The following is a 14,960-nucleotide window of genomic DNA, read 5'->3' on the forward strand; positions in this document are numbered from 1 at the left end:
CATAAGATTAAAAAATGATTAATTGTAGAGACAAGGCACTGCCTTGTCTTTGCTATTACCGCCTGTTCGAAAGACAAGGCAGTGCCTTGTCTCTACGTTTTCATTTTTCAACTACCTTCATACCTAGTATTACCATAGGCCATGTTAGTTAGCAGATACACCCTACTCTATTTTATTGGATTGCTTTCCTTTTTTATTACAGGTTTCCGGGCAGGCGCTCAGAAAATTTCTTTTGACCACTTGTCTGTCGAACAGGGTTTGTCACAAAGTTCGGTGCTGTGCATTACACAGGATGACAAAGGATTTATCTGGCTGGGAACACGGTATGGCCTCAATCGTTTTGATGGCACGCATGTGGTTGTATACAAAAATAACCCGGCGGACAGCCGTTCGCTTTCCAACAATTATATAAACACACTTTTTTTTGATTTAGAAGGAACACTTTGGGTAGGCACGGCCAATGGACTGGATATATTTAATGCGGCAAGCAATTCATTTGCGAGGATCTATTTACCGGGCTTCAATAAGGATCAACAACCTGAGATATACGGTTTGGCCGAAGGGAAAAAGGAGGAACTGTGGCTAGGCACATCGAAGGGACTTTTCTATTGTGGAAATACGGCAACCGTCCGATTTATTCCTGCCCCCCAACAAGAATTCCCCGCGGAAGTAAAAACGAAAGCCATACAAAAACTTTTTACCGACTCTAAGGAAGGACTTTGGGTGGCCACGTTCAAACACCTCTATCACTTTAGTAAGACCTCCGATGGTTATAAAACAAAAGAATTTAAGAGCGACCCTGCCGATCCTTCGACTTTGAGCGACGACGTGATCCAATCCATTGCAGAAGATAAAACGGGTAAGATCTGGATAGGTACCATGAATGGCTTGAACTGTTATGACCCCGTTACCGGGAAATTTAAAAGCTATCGCAACCAACCTTCGGGAAACGGCCTTATTAATAATAATGTCAGGTCACTAGTTGTGGACAAATCAGGAAAGTTATGGATCGGCACGCAGGAAGGGATCAGTATCATGAATCCAGTTACCAGACAAATAGAGTCGCTTGCAAACAATGCGGAAGATGAAAAGAGCCTGAGTCAGAATTCAGTGCACAGCATTTTTGAAGATGCTAATGGTTCGATTTGGATCGGTACTTTTTTTGGAGGCGCCAATGTAACGCACGCGATCACTACCTCGTTCACTGCATGGCAACATAGAAACACAAAATCGAGCATCAGCAATAATGTAGTGAGCTCGATCGTCGCAGATGAAAATAATAATTTATGGATAGGCACAGAAGGTGGTGGATTGAATTTTTACAACAGAGCTACGGGACAATTTAAAACGTATAAAAACGAAGTTGGCCGGCAAGGCAGTTTGAACTCCAATCTTGTTAAAACAGTTTTCATTGATAAAGATAAAAATATTTGGGTGGGCACGCATGGCGGCGGCTTGAACCTTTTTAATCCGAAAACACAACAATTCAAGTATTATCTAAATAATGAAAATCGAAAACATTCAGAAGTAGAGGTACTCTTCGAAGATAGCCAGCACAGATTTTGGGTAGGAAATCACAGCGGTCTCAAAGTGTTTGAGCGGGACGGGACAAATCTTTCCTCCATTGGTTATGAAGATGTGTTGAAAAACATGGATGCAAAAAATATCAGTGCACTGGCGGAAGACCAACATCACAACATTTGGATTGGAGCTTTAGAAGGCTTGTTTTTATTTCGTCACACAACCAAAACCATTAAGCCAGTTTCCATACTTAATAAGACCTCACCTAATATCAATTGTATACTGGCGGATACCAAAGGGAACGTCTGGATCGGGTTGTACAATGATGGCTTTGCCCAATATAATAACAACGACAACACTTTTACGGTTTACACTACTGCAAACGGTTTGCCGAACAATAATGTCCTTGGCATTCTTGAAGATGACAGAAACCAACTTTGGCTAAGCACGGGTAACGGACTTGCCCGTTTTGATCCCGTTGCGAAGACTTTTCAAACCTATACCACGAGTGATGGATTAGCTGGAAATGAATTTAACAATAATGCTTTTTACAAAAACCGAAACGGTGAATTATTTTTTGGAGGCATGAAAGGGTTGACCAGTTTTTTCCCTGGTAAAATAGAACGCAACACGAAGGCTTCGTCGCTGGTTTTTACAGGGTTGAAAATTTTCAATACACCAGTGGTTATAAATGATGAGTTTAAAATTCTGCACAAGGACATTGGCCAGACTGATCATCTTCGTTTTTCCTATCAGCAAAATACGTTCACCATTGAATTTGCATTGTTGAATTTTGTTCGTCCCGATAAAAACAAATACGCTTACAAACTCGAAGGCGTGCATAAAGACTGGACGGCCATCAACACTCCTTCTGCCACATTCACCAATTTACCGGCGGGTAACTACACACTGCAGATCAAAGGAGTGAACAACGACGGTGTATTGAGCCAGCCTGTGTCCATGAAAATAACGGTATCGCCCCCATTTTGGAAAACCAGCTGGGCATACCTGTTATATGCTTTGTTTGTGGCCGCCATTGTATTCCTTGTTGTCCGTTTCTTTTACATCAGGGCGCTGTTGAGGCGGGATAAGGAGCTGCATGAAATAAAACTGAACTTCTTCACCAATATTTCTCACGAGATAAGGACGCATCTTACACTGATCATGGCGCCGATAGAAAAAATGCAACAGGAAAACGCACACAATAATGTATTGCAACATCACCTGGACAATGCCAGAAAAAATGCCAGCCGCCTACTGAAACTCGTGACTGAACTAATGGATTTCAGAAAGGCGGAATCTCATCATTTGAAACTGCATATTGCCAACCATGACCTGATTGCTTTTTTAAACGATATCTACACGTCGTTCGAAGATGTTTCCCTTGCAAAAAATATAAGAGCCTCATTTGTACACGATGCAAGTGCTGTCAATCTTTATTTTGATAGGGAGCAGATGGAAAAGGTGATCTATAATTTACTTACCAATGCCTTTAAGTTTACTCCACCGGGCGGTGCTATTGCGTTGCACGTAGAAAGCAAAGGCGACAAAGTCAAAATTCATATAACTGATAACGGAAAAGGAATTGCTCCCCAGCACCTCGATAAATTGTTTACCAATTATTTCCAGGTGAGTGACAACAAGTCTCAAAGCAGTGGTTATGGCATTGGGCTGGCTTTGTCGAAAACGATTGTTGAATTGCACCATGGAGGACTTACGGTAGAAAGCACTCCAGCTACAAGAAACATGGAAGGCAGCACGTGCTTTACGGTAACGCTTTTGAAAGGTCATGAACATTTTGGAACTACGGAGTTATCGCAAGACATAACGAAAAATATTGCCACACCTGAAAATGAAAAACAGACAGAACGGGTTTCCAACACTGCTGCAGAACCAGAAGAAAAGCGCTACAATATCCTGGTAACTGAAGACAATGACGAATTGAGAAATTTGATCAAAAACTGTTTGCGTCAATACAATGTTTCCGAGTGCGTTAATGGAGTTGAAGGTTGGGAAGCGGCTACGGAAGAAATCCCTGATCTTATTATCAGCGATGTAATGATGCCGGAGATGGATGGTTTTATGCTTTGCCAGAAATTAAAGACTGACGAACGCACGAGCCATATTCCTGTGATCCTGCTCACGGCAAAGAGCTCACAAAGTGACCAGGTTACGGGTTTAGATACAGGAGCGGATCTGTATTTAACCAAACCATTCAGCACACAGGTACTGGAATTAAGTGTAAGAAACCTTCTTGCGGCGAGAGAGAAAATGCGGTTAAAGTTCAGCAGGGAGTTTGTGTTGCAGCCGCAAAACATTACCATCAATACTGTTGACGAACAATTCCTTACACGATTAATTGGCGTGATAGAAGAATATATGGATCACGCGGAATTTAATATTGAACTTTTATCAACAAAAATGATGATGAGTCAATCAGTGTTGTATAAAAAGATAAGGGCGCTAACCGACATGTCTGCAAATGATTTTGCAAAAATGATACGACTGAAAAGAGCCGCTCAGTTGCTGCAACAAGGCCAATACTCCGTGTTTGAGGTTAGCGTAATGGTAGGATTCAACGACAGAAAATATTTCAGTAAGGAATTTAAGAAGCAGTTCGGAAAAACGCCGAGTGAGTTTATTCAATCAGATGAAGTGAGTGAATAGAGAACGCAGATTTTCATGATTCTCATGATTATTATGATTTGAGAGCTATAGGGCTATTCGACATGTTCCGCAGGACATCCCGAACAGCTAAGGTTGAAAATTTTCAAAAAAAACTAAAAAGAACAATGGATGTACGAAAACTCATTCCAAAACATAAAGACGATCAGGAGGTCATTGAGGGACTTAAAAAGCTTTCATTTGAGGAAATAAAGCCTATTGTTCCTGATTTGCTGAAATTTCTACAGGATTTGCACTGGCCAATAGCAAGGTCTATTGCAGGAGTGCTGGATGAATATTCTGACAGATTGGTGCCTGACTTGCTTCAAATCCTGAAGACAAACGATGGCATGTGGAAACTAGGAATCTTGACAGCATTTGGAAGAAAAGAGAAAGACCACATTTTCTTGAAAGAAATTGAACGGATTGCGAAGTATCCGACCAAAGACGAAATTGAGGATGAAGTTAATCTGGAGGCTATTGCTATTTTGAATGAAAAATATTCTTAAAATGACTGTGAATGGTCATAACGATCATGCCCTTCGGAACACCCCGAACAGCCCGAGTGAGTGAATAGTTATCATGTGAGGTTATCGGTATTTTCGGCGACTGCAAAACGTTAATATCGGTGTTAAGAAACTCTATCTCTGGACGATCTCAGTTTAATGCATTATATTTAACTGGATAAGGTAGGTAAAATAATTCCCAATCTTATTTATCGCTACCTATACATCCAATTTTTAAAACTGCTAAGCGTTATGAAAAAAATAATTCCTTCATTTGTTGTTTGTGTGATCAGTCTGCTGGCACTGACGAACTCCTACGGACAGACACTAAAAATGCAAACTCCGCAATTGAAAGATTACGATCTAAAGAATTATTTACCCAAACTTGGCCCTGTACAAAATAAGGACAACAGTGCAGCAGGAAAAATTAAGATAACTGAAATCTCTGTAACAAAACTGCTGCCCTATCAATCACAACAAGCCAAATTGATAGGTCGCAACACACATTCCGATATTTATCAAATGCCTATAGATAAAATGCCTTGCACCGTTCCAAACAACAGCGTTTGTTATAAAATGAATTCTGTGAAAACAGATAATGGACAGGTTGAGAATATGCCTAATGCGACGGGAAAACAAAACTGGCTGTTCGGAGAATCAAAAAAAGAACATTCTCGTTAAGTTATTTTAAAAAGTTCTATCAGAATTATTCGCAAATTAAAAAAGTCCGTTGAGTAATGCTCAACGGACTTTTACTTTGAACAGGATCATGCTCGTATTAACTCAATAATTCGCATTTATCAACTTATCGATGTCTTGTTGTTGGTTGGGCCTTGGCGCATTTGCAGACACGACATTCCCATCCTTACCAATGATTACCGAATGAGGAACCCCGGAGACTTCAAACATCGCTTTCAATATGGTTGCGGTATCTCCTTCAACAAACAAATGCTCGGCGCCGGGCGCAAACTTTTCTTTATCAGCAAGCCACTTACTTTTGTTATCATCGATGGCTATAAATAAGAATACTACATCCTTGTCTTTCAAATGACTTCTTAACTTCTCTAAATACGCGGTCTCGCCCCAACACGGAGAGCAGTATGTTCCCCAGAAATCGACATACAGCACTTTCCCTTTGTACGGACTAAAAACTTGTTGAAAGACTTGCATACTCTGAGCGTCCTCAAACTGAAACTCGGGTTCCCTGACACTTGCTTCTGCCACTTCCTTCAGCTTTTCTGACACCATCATAGGAGAAAGACGCTGATATAGTTTGGCACGAACCCAGCGATACGTATTAATCTGATTAATAAGGAAAATATCTTTTGAGAAATCCGAATGCTTAGATTCTTTTATCACAGCCTGCATTGCCTGGGTTAAAACATCACAATTAACACTATCAGTTCTGTCCCCTAACTGATTGTTGATATATTCTTCATGCGGCTTGATAAGTGAGTTCAATGTTCCTACAATTGTAGAATCTAATTTGTTGTTACTTTGTATTTCTTGAATGGAATCAACAAGATAACTTTCCATCTTAGTTAAGCCACCTTCCTTATCCAGTTGTTTCATAATAGATATAATATCGTTCAGGGTTAGGTCGATATGTTGCAGAGATGATGACAACTGTTGAAACTTCTGGCTAAACTTACTGCTATCCCTTACCTGTTGATTGATAAAAAACAAATAATTATCGCTCAATATTCCATCTTCTTCTTTTTCCTGAAGCGGGAGAAGAAAATTGCCCTGCCATTTCCTTATGTAATTAGAATCTGCACGATTCAACGGGAATTTGGGATACCTGAAGTCAAACCTTTCATACACCCCATCCATATTTATTAGCTGCCTGCTTTTATCGCAGTAGTGGTGGCTATTCAAAACAGCCGCTCTTAAACTGTCCAACCGCATAAAGTACGTAGATACCGCTTTGCAATATCCGGCCACATTTTTTTGCAGGGAAAGTTGAGTTCTGAATGAGTCCTGTGAATATTTCAAATTCCGGTTAGCCTGATAATCTTGCAGTTCCTCATTCAGCAAACCCAAATCGCCGCTGAATGCAAATGGATATGCCAATTCCTGCTTTCCTTCCGGTCTGATAAAACACATTAACTCACGGTTGGGCTCGGCCCAAATGCGATGCCAGCTCTCTCCGTATTCAATAAACACGTACTGCGGCGCTAAAAGCGGAATAGACAGCTCAAATTTGCCCATACTATCTATTCGTACCAAACGCTGAAATTTATTTCTAATAAAATTTCCTGAAATGATTGCAGCTTTCGGTGAGCCGGATTTAAATCCACCTACAACACCTTTCAATACAAAAACTCCTTTATTAAAAACAGGTTTCGGGTATGCCATATCGGTATGACTGGCAAAATCTTTTTTGGTTGGCGGCGCTTCATAAAGTGTTTCTGATTTAATCCCGGTTTTAACAACAGCCGAATGCCCTGATTTTTCGGAAACTTCAATCAGCATTGTATCTGCGCCTTTGCTTAAAGTAACTATAAAACCACCGGTCTTCCTGGCCGCAACATTTTTGTATTGCCAAAAATCTCCCTTGGCAACTGCATAAGAATCATATAAGCCATATCGCCATTCTCCCGATGCGGCGTACCAATTGCCAAACATGCGGGCAGGTAATTGATGTGCTGAGAGTGTAGTAGTAAGAAAAAAAGTAAAAATTAAAATAGTTACCCTTGAGGTAAGAGAAGGTTTGTTAAAATTCATATTGGGTTTATAAGGTTAAAGCACTTGCATAATACAAAACATTATTCACAAAATAAAAAAGTCCGTTGAGCATTACTCAACGGACCTTTTATTTTGAAAAGATTCGAACTTATAAAATATAGCTGCTTTAATTCTTGTTCTCTTTCAGATAAACCGGACAATAGTTCAATCCCATCCAGTCATACTTTTTAAATTCATGTAACAGACGAGGTTGAAAATCGGCCCAGCTTTTATTTTCAGGAGCTGTCCACTGTACTTCACTCATCGCACTCAGTCTTGGCAGTAACATGTATTCCACTTTTGCAGGATTGCTCATGTACTCTGTCCACAAATTAGCCTGCACGCCAATAATATATTTACCTTCTTCAGCTGAAAGAGCTGCAGGCACAGGATTGTAACTGTACACTGTTTCGATGGGCAACAGTCCGCCAATGGTTAATGAATCTTCATTCTTTGAATTGGAATGATCGAAATAACAATTGCTTCCCGGCGTCATAACAACATCGTGATGTTGTTTGGCCGCCTCTATTCCACCCTGCTCTCCGCGCCAGCTCATTACAGTTGCATTTGGTGCCAGGCCACCTTCAAGTATTTCATCCCAGCCAATGATGCTTTTGCCTTTCGAGTTGATATATTTTTCCATTCTTCCAATGAAATAGCTTTGCAAAGCATGTTCATCTTTCAGGCTATTTTCCTTCATTCTTTTTTGACACAAAGGACATTGCTTCCAGTTTGTTTTAGGACATTCATCACCACCAATGTGTATGTACTTAGCAGGAAACAATGGAATAATCTCATCCAAAACATTTTGCAGGAAGATAAATGTTGAGTCTTTGCCTGCACAGAAAACATCGTCAAATACACCCCATGTTTCCTGAACAAATTTCACTCTGTTTTCTTTTTGTGCTTGCTTAACACTCTCCATAGAAACCATGTTGATTGGCAGAGGTGTAACGCGTTTTGGAAAACAGCTGAGAGACGGATAAGCAGCAATGGCGGCACTTCCATGGCCAGGCATTTCTATTTCGGGAATGACTGTAATGTAGCGGGCAGCCGCATATGCAACGATATCTTTTACCTGTTCCTGTGTATAGTAACCTGACGAAGGTTTATTGTCATTGCCCTGACCCGGATAATGACCAGTGATCTCACCATTTCTTTTAGAACCGATTTGCGTCAGCTCAGGATATTTTTTAATCTCAATGCGCCAGCCCTGGTCTTCAGTCAAATGCCAGTGAAACACATTGAGCTTGTACATTGCGAGCAGATCAATATATTTTTTTACGAAGTCCACATCAAAAAAATGACGGCCCACATCCAAATGTGCACCTCTGTAAGCAAAGCGTGGAGCATCTGCTACTTCCACGGCAGGAACGCTTACTGTGCCTGTTTTTTGAACCGGCAATAATTGTATAAGCGATTGCACACCATAAAAAACACCCTCTTCATCATCACCAATAACGGAGATGTGTTTACCGGTAACCGATAAATGGTATGCGCCTTTAATAGCGTTGTTTTTGGCAGCTATTTTCAATTCAATATCAGCTTTGCCTTTACCATTTACGTTGGTTGAAACGCCATACATTTTAGAAAGGTAGTCTTTCAAAAATGTCGCAGACTTCATAGAGCCGGCTGCGGTTTTAATACCTGCATTCTGTTTAATTACAAACATACCTTTCCCGGCAACACCGGAAACGGGCTTGGGCGTAATAAGAATTTCCTGTGCAGTTGCACTAGCTAAAAGAAAAAAACTAACTGCAATAGCAAACAATCTTGACGTCATCATTCTGTTTGAACTTTATTTTTTAAATAGAAAAAAACTAACTCCTATTCCATGGTTTCTTTACCAATGATATTTTTTGCCTGATTTTCTAATAAATCAAAAACCACAACCTTGTTCTCTCCTTTCTTCAACCAGGAAGCTGGACAATACAATCTTTGCTGCGGCCCCACATACCAGTAGCGGCCCAGGTTATGACCATTTACCCATACCATTCCTTTTTTGTATTGACTCATGTCTATGTAAGTATCGGCTGTTTGCGGCAAATTGAAACTTCCCTGGAAAAACGTACCACGACGGGCTGTGTCTACCGCTGAAGACTTTATTTGCGTTACATATTTTTCGTTAAATGGCAATGGGTAAATTTCCCAATTCATCAGTGTCATTCCATTTAGTGTAACCCTATCCGTTATACCTTTTCTGTCAATCATGAATTGAGCGAAATTGATGTGCCCCATGCCTTCTACCAATATCTCCAGTTCGGGGTTTGCTACATCTGTTTTGGGAAGATTCACTGTCCATTTTCCGCGATCTCTAAAAATAGTGTCTATAAATTTTCCATTCAAAAATATCAGCGCATAATCATGAGGTTCCGTAATGGTTAACTTGCCGCTTTTATGTCCGATCAGTTTTGTTTTATACACCATCATGCCCTGGTTCTGGCCATAATACTCAAAGGGTTTTGGCTGTGCAGACTTAACAGGTGCAGGCAGGTTGCTCCATAGTGATGAGTATGTCTGCATTCTAATTTCAGGTATGTTCATTGCAGGTATTGGCGCCGGTATTGCAGGCACATCTTTTATGTACTTGCTGATCAGATTGCGAAGGGCATAATATTTAGGAGTTGCTCTTCCCTGTTCATTTATAGGAGCGTCGTAGTCGTAGCTCGTAATATCTGGTTGGTATTGCGTTGCGCTAAAAGAATTTGCACCTGCTGTAAAGCCGAAGTTTGTTCCGCCGTGAATCACATAAAAATTAAAAGAGTGACTGCTGTCCAGCAAAAACTTTATTTCTTTTAACAGTGATGTCGTATCGGGTTTCGCCCATTTTTCACCCCAGTGGGTAAGCCAGCCGGGATATGTTTCACTGCTAAAAACGGGAACACCGGGATTCGTTTTAGCAGCCAGATTAAAATCGCGTGGATCACCGCCGGAATCGAGGCCCACAGCCATGCCCGGCAAGGAACCGGCTTCGAGCATATACGGCGTAGGACCATCAGCGGTGTAAAATGGCGTGTTAATGCCGTTGCTTGTCCAGTACCCATGTAATGTTTCAAGATAAGTGCGGTCGTTACCAAAACTGCCGTATTCATTTTCAATCTGCACCATGAGTATGTTGCCGCCATTAGTCACAAGGTGCGACTTTACAACTGCGGATAAACGGCTAACATAGCGCTTAACAGCACTCAGGTAAGTACTGTCCATGCAACGGAGCTTGATATCCGGTGTCTTTAAAAGATAAGAAGGCAAACCTCCAAAGTCCCACTCACCGCATACGTATGGACCCGGGCGCAGGAGCACCCACATCTTTTCTTCTTCACATATTTTCAGAAAGTCACCGATATTTCTATTCTCACTTGTAAAATCGAATTTTCCCGGTTCTGTTTCATGGTGGTTCCAAAATACGTACAAGGCAATGGTATTGCATCCCATCGCTTTTGTCATTTGTATGCGGTGGCGCCAATATTCTTTGGGAATGCGGCCAGGGTGCATTTCACCGCTTATAATTCTGAAGGGTTTTCCATCTAATAAAAAATCATTTTTCCCTAAACTAAAAACATGTTTGCCTTGTGCGTAGCTGTTTGACAGCATGAACAGTGAGACTAAAACAAAAACTATTTTCTTTATCATTATTTCCAAAATATTTTTACTCTTGATGACCGTGGCACAACAGGTTATAAAAAACCTAAGATATTGACATAAATATATCAAACCGCACGTCAAAAACTCTTATCAAACGGTTGCGCAATTTTTATTCTTCTTAAATCGATGTTTTTTTCTTCATTCTAGGCGGGCATCGAAACCCCATATAGGGCACTGGTCGTTGGGCGAGCAACTTTCATTTAATGTACCGCAACCCCATCCCTGTTTACTTTCAGAGCAGATGAAAATTTCCACGAGGCTGTGTGCTCTTTGTTCATAGACATCTACGCTTGTTATTATTGAGTGCCTACTTTAACTGTAGAATATTAGCTAAACAAATAAAAATACTACAGTAAAATGTCAATATTCCATAATCCTTTTTAAATGGTTACCCGCCCATGCTTTCCGGGTGCCCAGTCTGTGAAAAGGTCCTTTCCGGAATACATGCACCGGAATCTATTAACCGTTTGCGATCAATCTAAACGGACACATCCTTACAACCTCTGGCGCAATCAGCTCTTTTTTTGACGCGATCATACCCTATTTATTTCGTAGTTAAGCCGTACGTTTGAGCAGCAAAAATCAACCTAACCATGGCACTTATCAATCCTCACATTAACTTCAACGGAAATGCGGAAGAGGCATTTACGTTTTACAAATCAGTATTTGGCGGAGAGTTTGCAAAAGTTGTACGTTTCAAAGACATTGCAAGCGCTGAATTTCCGGTAGCAGAAAAAGAAGAAAATAAAATTATGCATATTGCTTTGCCTATCGGAAAAAGTAATATGCTGATGGCTAATGATGTTCCGGAAAGTATGGGAAAAACAAACGAAAATGAGAACAGAAGTAAAATTGTTATAATCACGGAAAGTAAAGAAGAAGCAGATAAATTATTTAATGGGCTTTCTGTGGGAGGACAGGTAGAAGGCCCTATCGGAGATAGTCCATGGGGGTCATATTTTGGTTGCTTCAGAGACAAATACGGCATTGAATGGATTGTGGAATTTGACCCAAATTATAACGGAAAAGCATAAGTAGAAAACAACGAGCACCCAACAGCGTGTCTATTAAATTGTGGCTGAATGAGTGAGCATTCAACTATAAATCGCTATTTTGTTTTGTGTTTAATTGATAATGACGTTTCAAATATTCTCACAGGAAATAATGAAATGAATGACTACAATAAGCAAAACTAGAATAGACATTTGTCTTGCAGGGACAATACTGTTTGTCTTTTTATTTTGCTTTTCCTTTATTTGTGCATTTGCGAAGGATGAAGGGACATTGGGTGACGGTGCAATAGCTAACTTTTTAGCAGAAAAAATAACCTACTTATTTCCCTTTTTGTTGATTGAGGATTGTTTTGCAGAACACACATTTATATCTTTTTTCATTTTGGCCAGTGCCAATGTATTGGCCTATTCCACTATAGTGACGCTTCTATTTACAAAATCGCTGACCAATTTTAAAATATATAAGCCGTTTAACGCGACCTATTACCTGATTATGACTCTTTTGTTTTCTATTTTAGCTCGGTTCATTTATCTGATTGCAATGAGTAAATGAGTCAAGCACAGAGCACAACATTGCATTTGTGTTTTGTCGGTGAACAGGAATTCGAATTAGCTTTATAAAGCTTTGATATTTAATATGAACACCATTCTTATAGACGTCTATTTCAAAAAAACGTTGTGAGTTATGCTCCTACTTGTTTGTTTTTTGATTTCCCGAATAAATAGTAAGTTCACTTTTTAACCACCCAAACCCCAGCAATTTTTCTGAATTCCTAACCCTTAATTTTACAGTAAGCTATGACAAGCACTTCAATGGAAAATACGATACGAACTAAAGATTGGGTATTATCAGTTTTAATTATTTTTCTTGCCGTAGCATGTCAAAGTAAGAAGGACAATATTGTAGTGCATAAGCCTGATATTTATATGTCCGGGTATATGAACTTCCCTGGTGGACTGGGTAACTCTGCCGGTTATTGGAAGAACGGCACTCCCATAAAACTCGACAGCGGACAGAATGCAATAGACATTGCCGTGGTGGGCTCCGATGTTTATGTTGCAGGTAATGCAGGATACAATCTTCCTGGCGGAGGTTCATCTACAGAAGCAGTCTATTGGAAAAACGGAGTCCTGCGAAGATTAGGTAATGCTCCTTCTCAGGCAAATTCCATTGTGGTTTCCGGCTCAGATGTGTATGTGGCGGGAATTGCAATGATAAATGGAAATTATGTTGCTGCTTATTGGAAGAATGGAGCTATTGTATCTCTCGGCAATAGTCCATATTCAACTGCCAATGCAATTGCCGTGACCAACGATGGAAATATTTATGTAGTAGGAACAGCAGGAAATTATGGCACCTTAGCGGCATATTGGAAGAATGGCACATTACACCTCCTTGAAAATTCAACACATTCATTTGCAAAATCAATTTTGATATACAATAATGACGTTTACATTGCGGGGACAATAGATGTTACAACGATCACCAGAGGAGCAGTGTACTGGAAAAATGATGCCAGGCACTCCTTGTATTTGCCTACTCCTGCCGACAGTACTATTACTACAACGGATGCAACGGGAATAGCTTTCATTGGAAACGATATGAATGTGGCCGGTTATGTTGATAATCACTTTGCAGTCTGTTGGAAGAATGGTAAAATGACTTTCTTAAACAATCCAGCAAACTATATGAATACTACCGGAAACAGAAATGCTATTCTTGCCTCCGACAGTAGTATTTATATTTCGTTTAATACAGCAGATTATTGGAAAGATGGATCAGTTGTACATGTTGGAAATGGCTATGCTACATCTATAACTGTAGTGAAATAATACATTTGATTTGTAGTTAATCCAGAACAAAGATCGGCATTTCGTCATGAAGGAAAGAGATACTAAAAACAGAAGAAATTTGACAACTACTAATCGACATATCGTTAAGACTCTTGGGTCGGCAATAGAGATTAAGGCTCGACCTGAAAGCATTTGGGAAAACATTACGAATGTAAAAATGGAACAATTTTCTGACCCGACAATCTTCAAACTACTTGACATTCCAAAACCATTAAGAGCAGACATTATTTCAGAAGGGCAAGGTGGAAAACGAATTGCGTACTTTGACAGTGGGAAAAAGTTTATCCAGGAAATATTAGTTTGGAAACCATTGAGAGAATATTCGTTTTCATTCAATCCGGAAAAAGGATTTAAAGTTTTATACTTCTTTGAACTTTCCGAAGGCGTTTTTCAAATCCCAACAGGCGCTTACTATTTAACAACAGCGGGACAAACGACAACACTACAACTAACAACGACATATAGCATTAACAAACGTTTTTACTTTCTATTCAATATTCCTGCAAGAATGATATTGAAAGTTTTTCAGCGTTATTTATTGAAATCGATAAAGAAAAACGCTGAATAAATGGAATCAATAAAATTTACAGAGACAATCCTGATAAACGAAAAAGCAGAAACCGTTTTTGACTATACACAAGACTATAATAATCGTTTAGCCTGGGATACTTTTTTAAAAAAGGCTGAACTAATAGAAGGCGCCAAGCAAGCTGACAAAGGTGTTAAAGCCTATTGTGTTGCTAAAAATGGGCTTGGTATGGTGACAGAATATGTGACATATAGCAGACCAAGAGTAACAGCAATCAAAATGACTAAAGGCCCTTATTTGTTCAAGTCGTTTTTAGGTTCCTGGACATTTAAGCAAGTTTCAAACAGCACGACAGAAGTCATTTTTCTATATTCTTTCACACTTAGATTTCCATTTAACTTAATGACAAAATTTATTACAAACAACTTGCAGGCAAACGTAAAACAGCGACTTATTGATTTAAAGAACACATTTGAAAATAAACGATACCGATCAGGCTAACAA

General features: G+C 39.8%; 11 protein-coding genes. 8 read left to right on the forward strand and 3 right to left on the reverse strand.

Going from position 1 to position 14,960, the window contains the following annotated elements; translation table 11 throughout:
* Positions 1 to 141 precede the first annotated feature (141 nt).
* The 3 genes from QJ048_RS15970 (at position 142) to QJ048_RS15980 (ending at position 5,372) form a co-directional block, all read left to right on the forward strand.
* Positions 142 to 4,188 (forward strand): hybrid sensor histidine kinase/response regulator transcription factor, encoded by a 4,047-nt coding sequence (locus tag QJ048_RS15970; RefSeq protein ID WP_282335400.1) that lies wholly within the window; start codon positions 142 to 144, stop codon positions 4,186 to 4,188.
* A 125-nt stretch (positions 4,189 to 4,313) separates the two neighbouring features.
* Complete coding sequence (locus QJ048_RS15975) at positions 4,314 to 4,694, forward strand: DUF5071 domain-containing protein (protein WP_282335401.1); 381 nt, start codon at positions 4,314 to 4,316, stop codon at positions 4,692 to 4,694.
* A 249-nt stretch (positions 4,695 to 4,943) separates the two neighbouring features.
* Positions 4,944 to 5,372: a hypothetical protein gene (locus tag QJ048_RS15980; protein ID WP_282335402.1), complete on the forward strand. Its 429-nt coding sequence runs from the start codon at positions 4,944 to 4,946 to the stop codon at positions 5,370 to 5,372.
* Positions 5,373 to 5,474: 102 nt separating this feature from the next.
* Here QJ048_RS15980 and QJ048_RS15985 read toward each other — a convergent pair whose 3' ends face one another.
* The 3 genes from QJ048_RS15985 to QJ048_RS15995 form a co-directional block, all read right to left on the reverse strand.
* Entirely contained in the window at positions 5,475 to 7,418 is a 1,944-nt protein-coding gene (locus QJ048_RS15985; protein WP_282335403.1) for a TlpA family protein disulfide reductase, read from the reverse strand.
* Positions 7,419 to 7,545: 127 nt separating this feature from the next.
* The gene (locus QJ048_RS15990) at positions 7,546 to 9,204 is read right to left on the reverse strand and encodes a beta-N-acetylhexosaminidase (protein ID WP_282335404.1); all 1,659 of its coding nucleotides are present in this window, start codon (positions 9,202 to 9,204) and stop codon (positions 7,546 to 7,548) included.
* A gap of 41 nt (positions 9,205 to 9,245) precedes the next feature.
* Positions 9,246 to 11,048 carry a beta-galactosidase gene (locus QJ048_RS15995; protein WP_282335405.1) on the reverse strand — a complete coding sequence of 601 codons (1,803 nt, stop codon included), beginning with the start codon at positions 11,046 to 11,048 and terminating at the stop codon, positions 9,246 to 9,248.
* A 605-nt stretch (positions 11,049 to 11,653) separates the two neighbouring features.
* Here QJ048_RS15995 and QJ048_RS16000 point away from each other — a divergent pair.
* The 5 genes from QJ048_RS16000 (at position 11,654) to QJ048_RS16020 (ending at position 14,957) form a co-directional block, all read left to right on the forward strand.
* Complete coding sequence (locus tag QJ048_RS16000) at positions 11,654 to 12,094, forward strand: VOC family protein (RefSeq protein ID WP_282335406.1); 441 nt, start codon at positions 11,654 to 11,656, stop codon at positions 12,092 to 12,094.
* Positions 12,095 to 12,233: 139 nt separating this feature from the next.
* Positions 12,234 to 12,626 carry a hypothetical protein gene (locus QJ048_RS16005; RefSeq protein ID WP_282335407.1) on the forward strand — a complete coding sequence of 131 codons (393 nt, stop codon included), beginning with the start codon at positions 12,234 to 12,236 and terminating at the stop codon, positions 12,624 to 12,626.
* Between the two features lie 245 nt (positions 12,627 to 12,871).
* Entirely contained in the window at positions 12,872 to 13,906 is a 1,035-nt protein-coding gene (locus tag QJ048_RS16010; RefSeq protein WP_282335408.1) for a hypothetical protein, read from the forward strand.
* A 178-nt stretch (positions 13,907 to 14,084) separates the two neighbouring features.
* Positions 14,085 to 14,495 (forward strand): hypothetical protein, encoded by a 411-nt coding sequence (locus QJ048_RS16015; RefSeq protein ID WP_282335409.1) that lies wholly within the window; start codon positions 14,085 to 14,087, stop codon positions 14,493 to 14,495.
* Positions 14,496 to 14,957 carry a type II toxin-antitoxin system RatA family toxin gene (locus tag QJ048_RS16020; protein WP_282335410.1) on the forward strand — a complete coding sequence of 154 codons (462 nt, stop codon included), beginning with the start codon at positions 14,496 to 14,498 and terminating at the stop codon, positions 14,955 to 14,957.
* Positions 14,958 to 14,960 lie beyond the last annotated feature (3 nt).

Source organism: Pinibacter soli (assembly GCF_029961145.1).
Classification (GTDB): domain Bacteria; phylum Bacteroidota; class Bacteroidia; order Chitinophagales; family Chitinophagaceae; genus Pinibacter; species Pinibacter soli.

Bases quoted from the DNA above. Each gene is read 5' to 3' on its own strand.
- QJ048_RS15970 (WP_282335400.1), top strand. From the start codon at position 142: ATGTTAGTTAGCAGATACACCCTACTCTATTTTATTGGATTGCTTTCC.
- QJ048_RS15975 (WP_282335401.1), top strand. From the start codon at position 4,314: ATGGATGTACGAAAACTCATTCCAAAACATAAAGACGATCAGGAGGTC.
- QJ048_RS15980 (WP_282335402.1), top strand. From the start codon at position 4,944: ATGAAAAAAATAATTCCTTCATTTGTTGTTTGTGTGATCAGTCTGCTG.
- QJ048_RS15985 (WP_282335403.1), bottom strand. From the start codon at position 7,418: ATGAATTTTAACAAACCTTCTCTTACCTCAAGGGTAACTATTTTAATT.
- QJ048_RS15990 (WP_282335404.1), bottom strand. From the start codon at position 9,204: ATGATGACGTCAAGATTGTTTGCTATTGCAGTTAGTTTTTTTCTTTTA.
- QJ048_RS15995 (WP_282335405.1), bottom strand. From the start codon at position 11,048: ATGATAAAGAAAATAGTTTTTGTTTTAGTCTCACTGTTCATGCTGTCA.
- QJ048_RS16000 (WP_282335406.1), top strand. From the start codon at position 11,654: ATGGCACTTATCAATCCTCACATTAACTTCAACGGAAATGCGGAAGAG.
- QJ048_RS16005 (WP_282335407.1), top strand. From the start codon at position 12,234: ATGACTACAATAAGCAAAACTAGAATAGACATTTGTCTTGCAGGGACA.
- QJ048_RS16010 (WP_282335408.1), top strand. From the start codon at position 12,872: ATGACAAGCACTTCAATGGAAAATACGATACGAACTAAAGATTGGGTA.
- QJ048_RS16015 (WP_282335409.1), top strand. From the start codon at position 14,085: ATGGAACAATTTTCTGACCCGACAATCTTCAAACTACTTGACATTCCA.
- QJ048_RS16020 (WP_282335410.1), top strand. From the start codon at position 14,496: ATGGAATCAATAAAATTTACAGAGACAATCCTGATAAACGAAAAAGCA.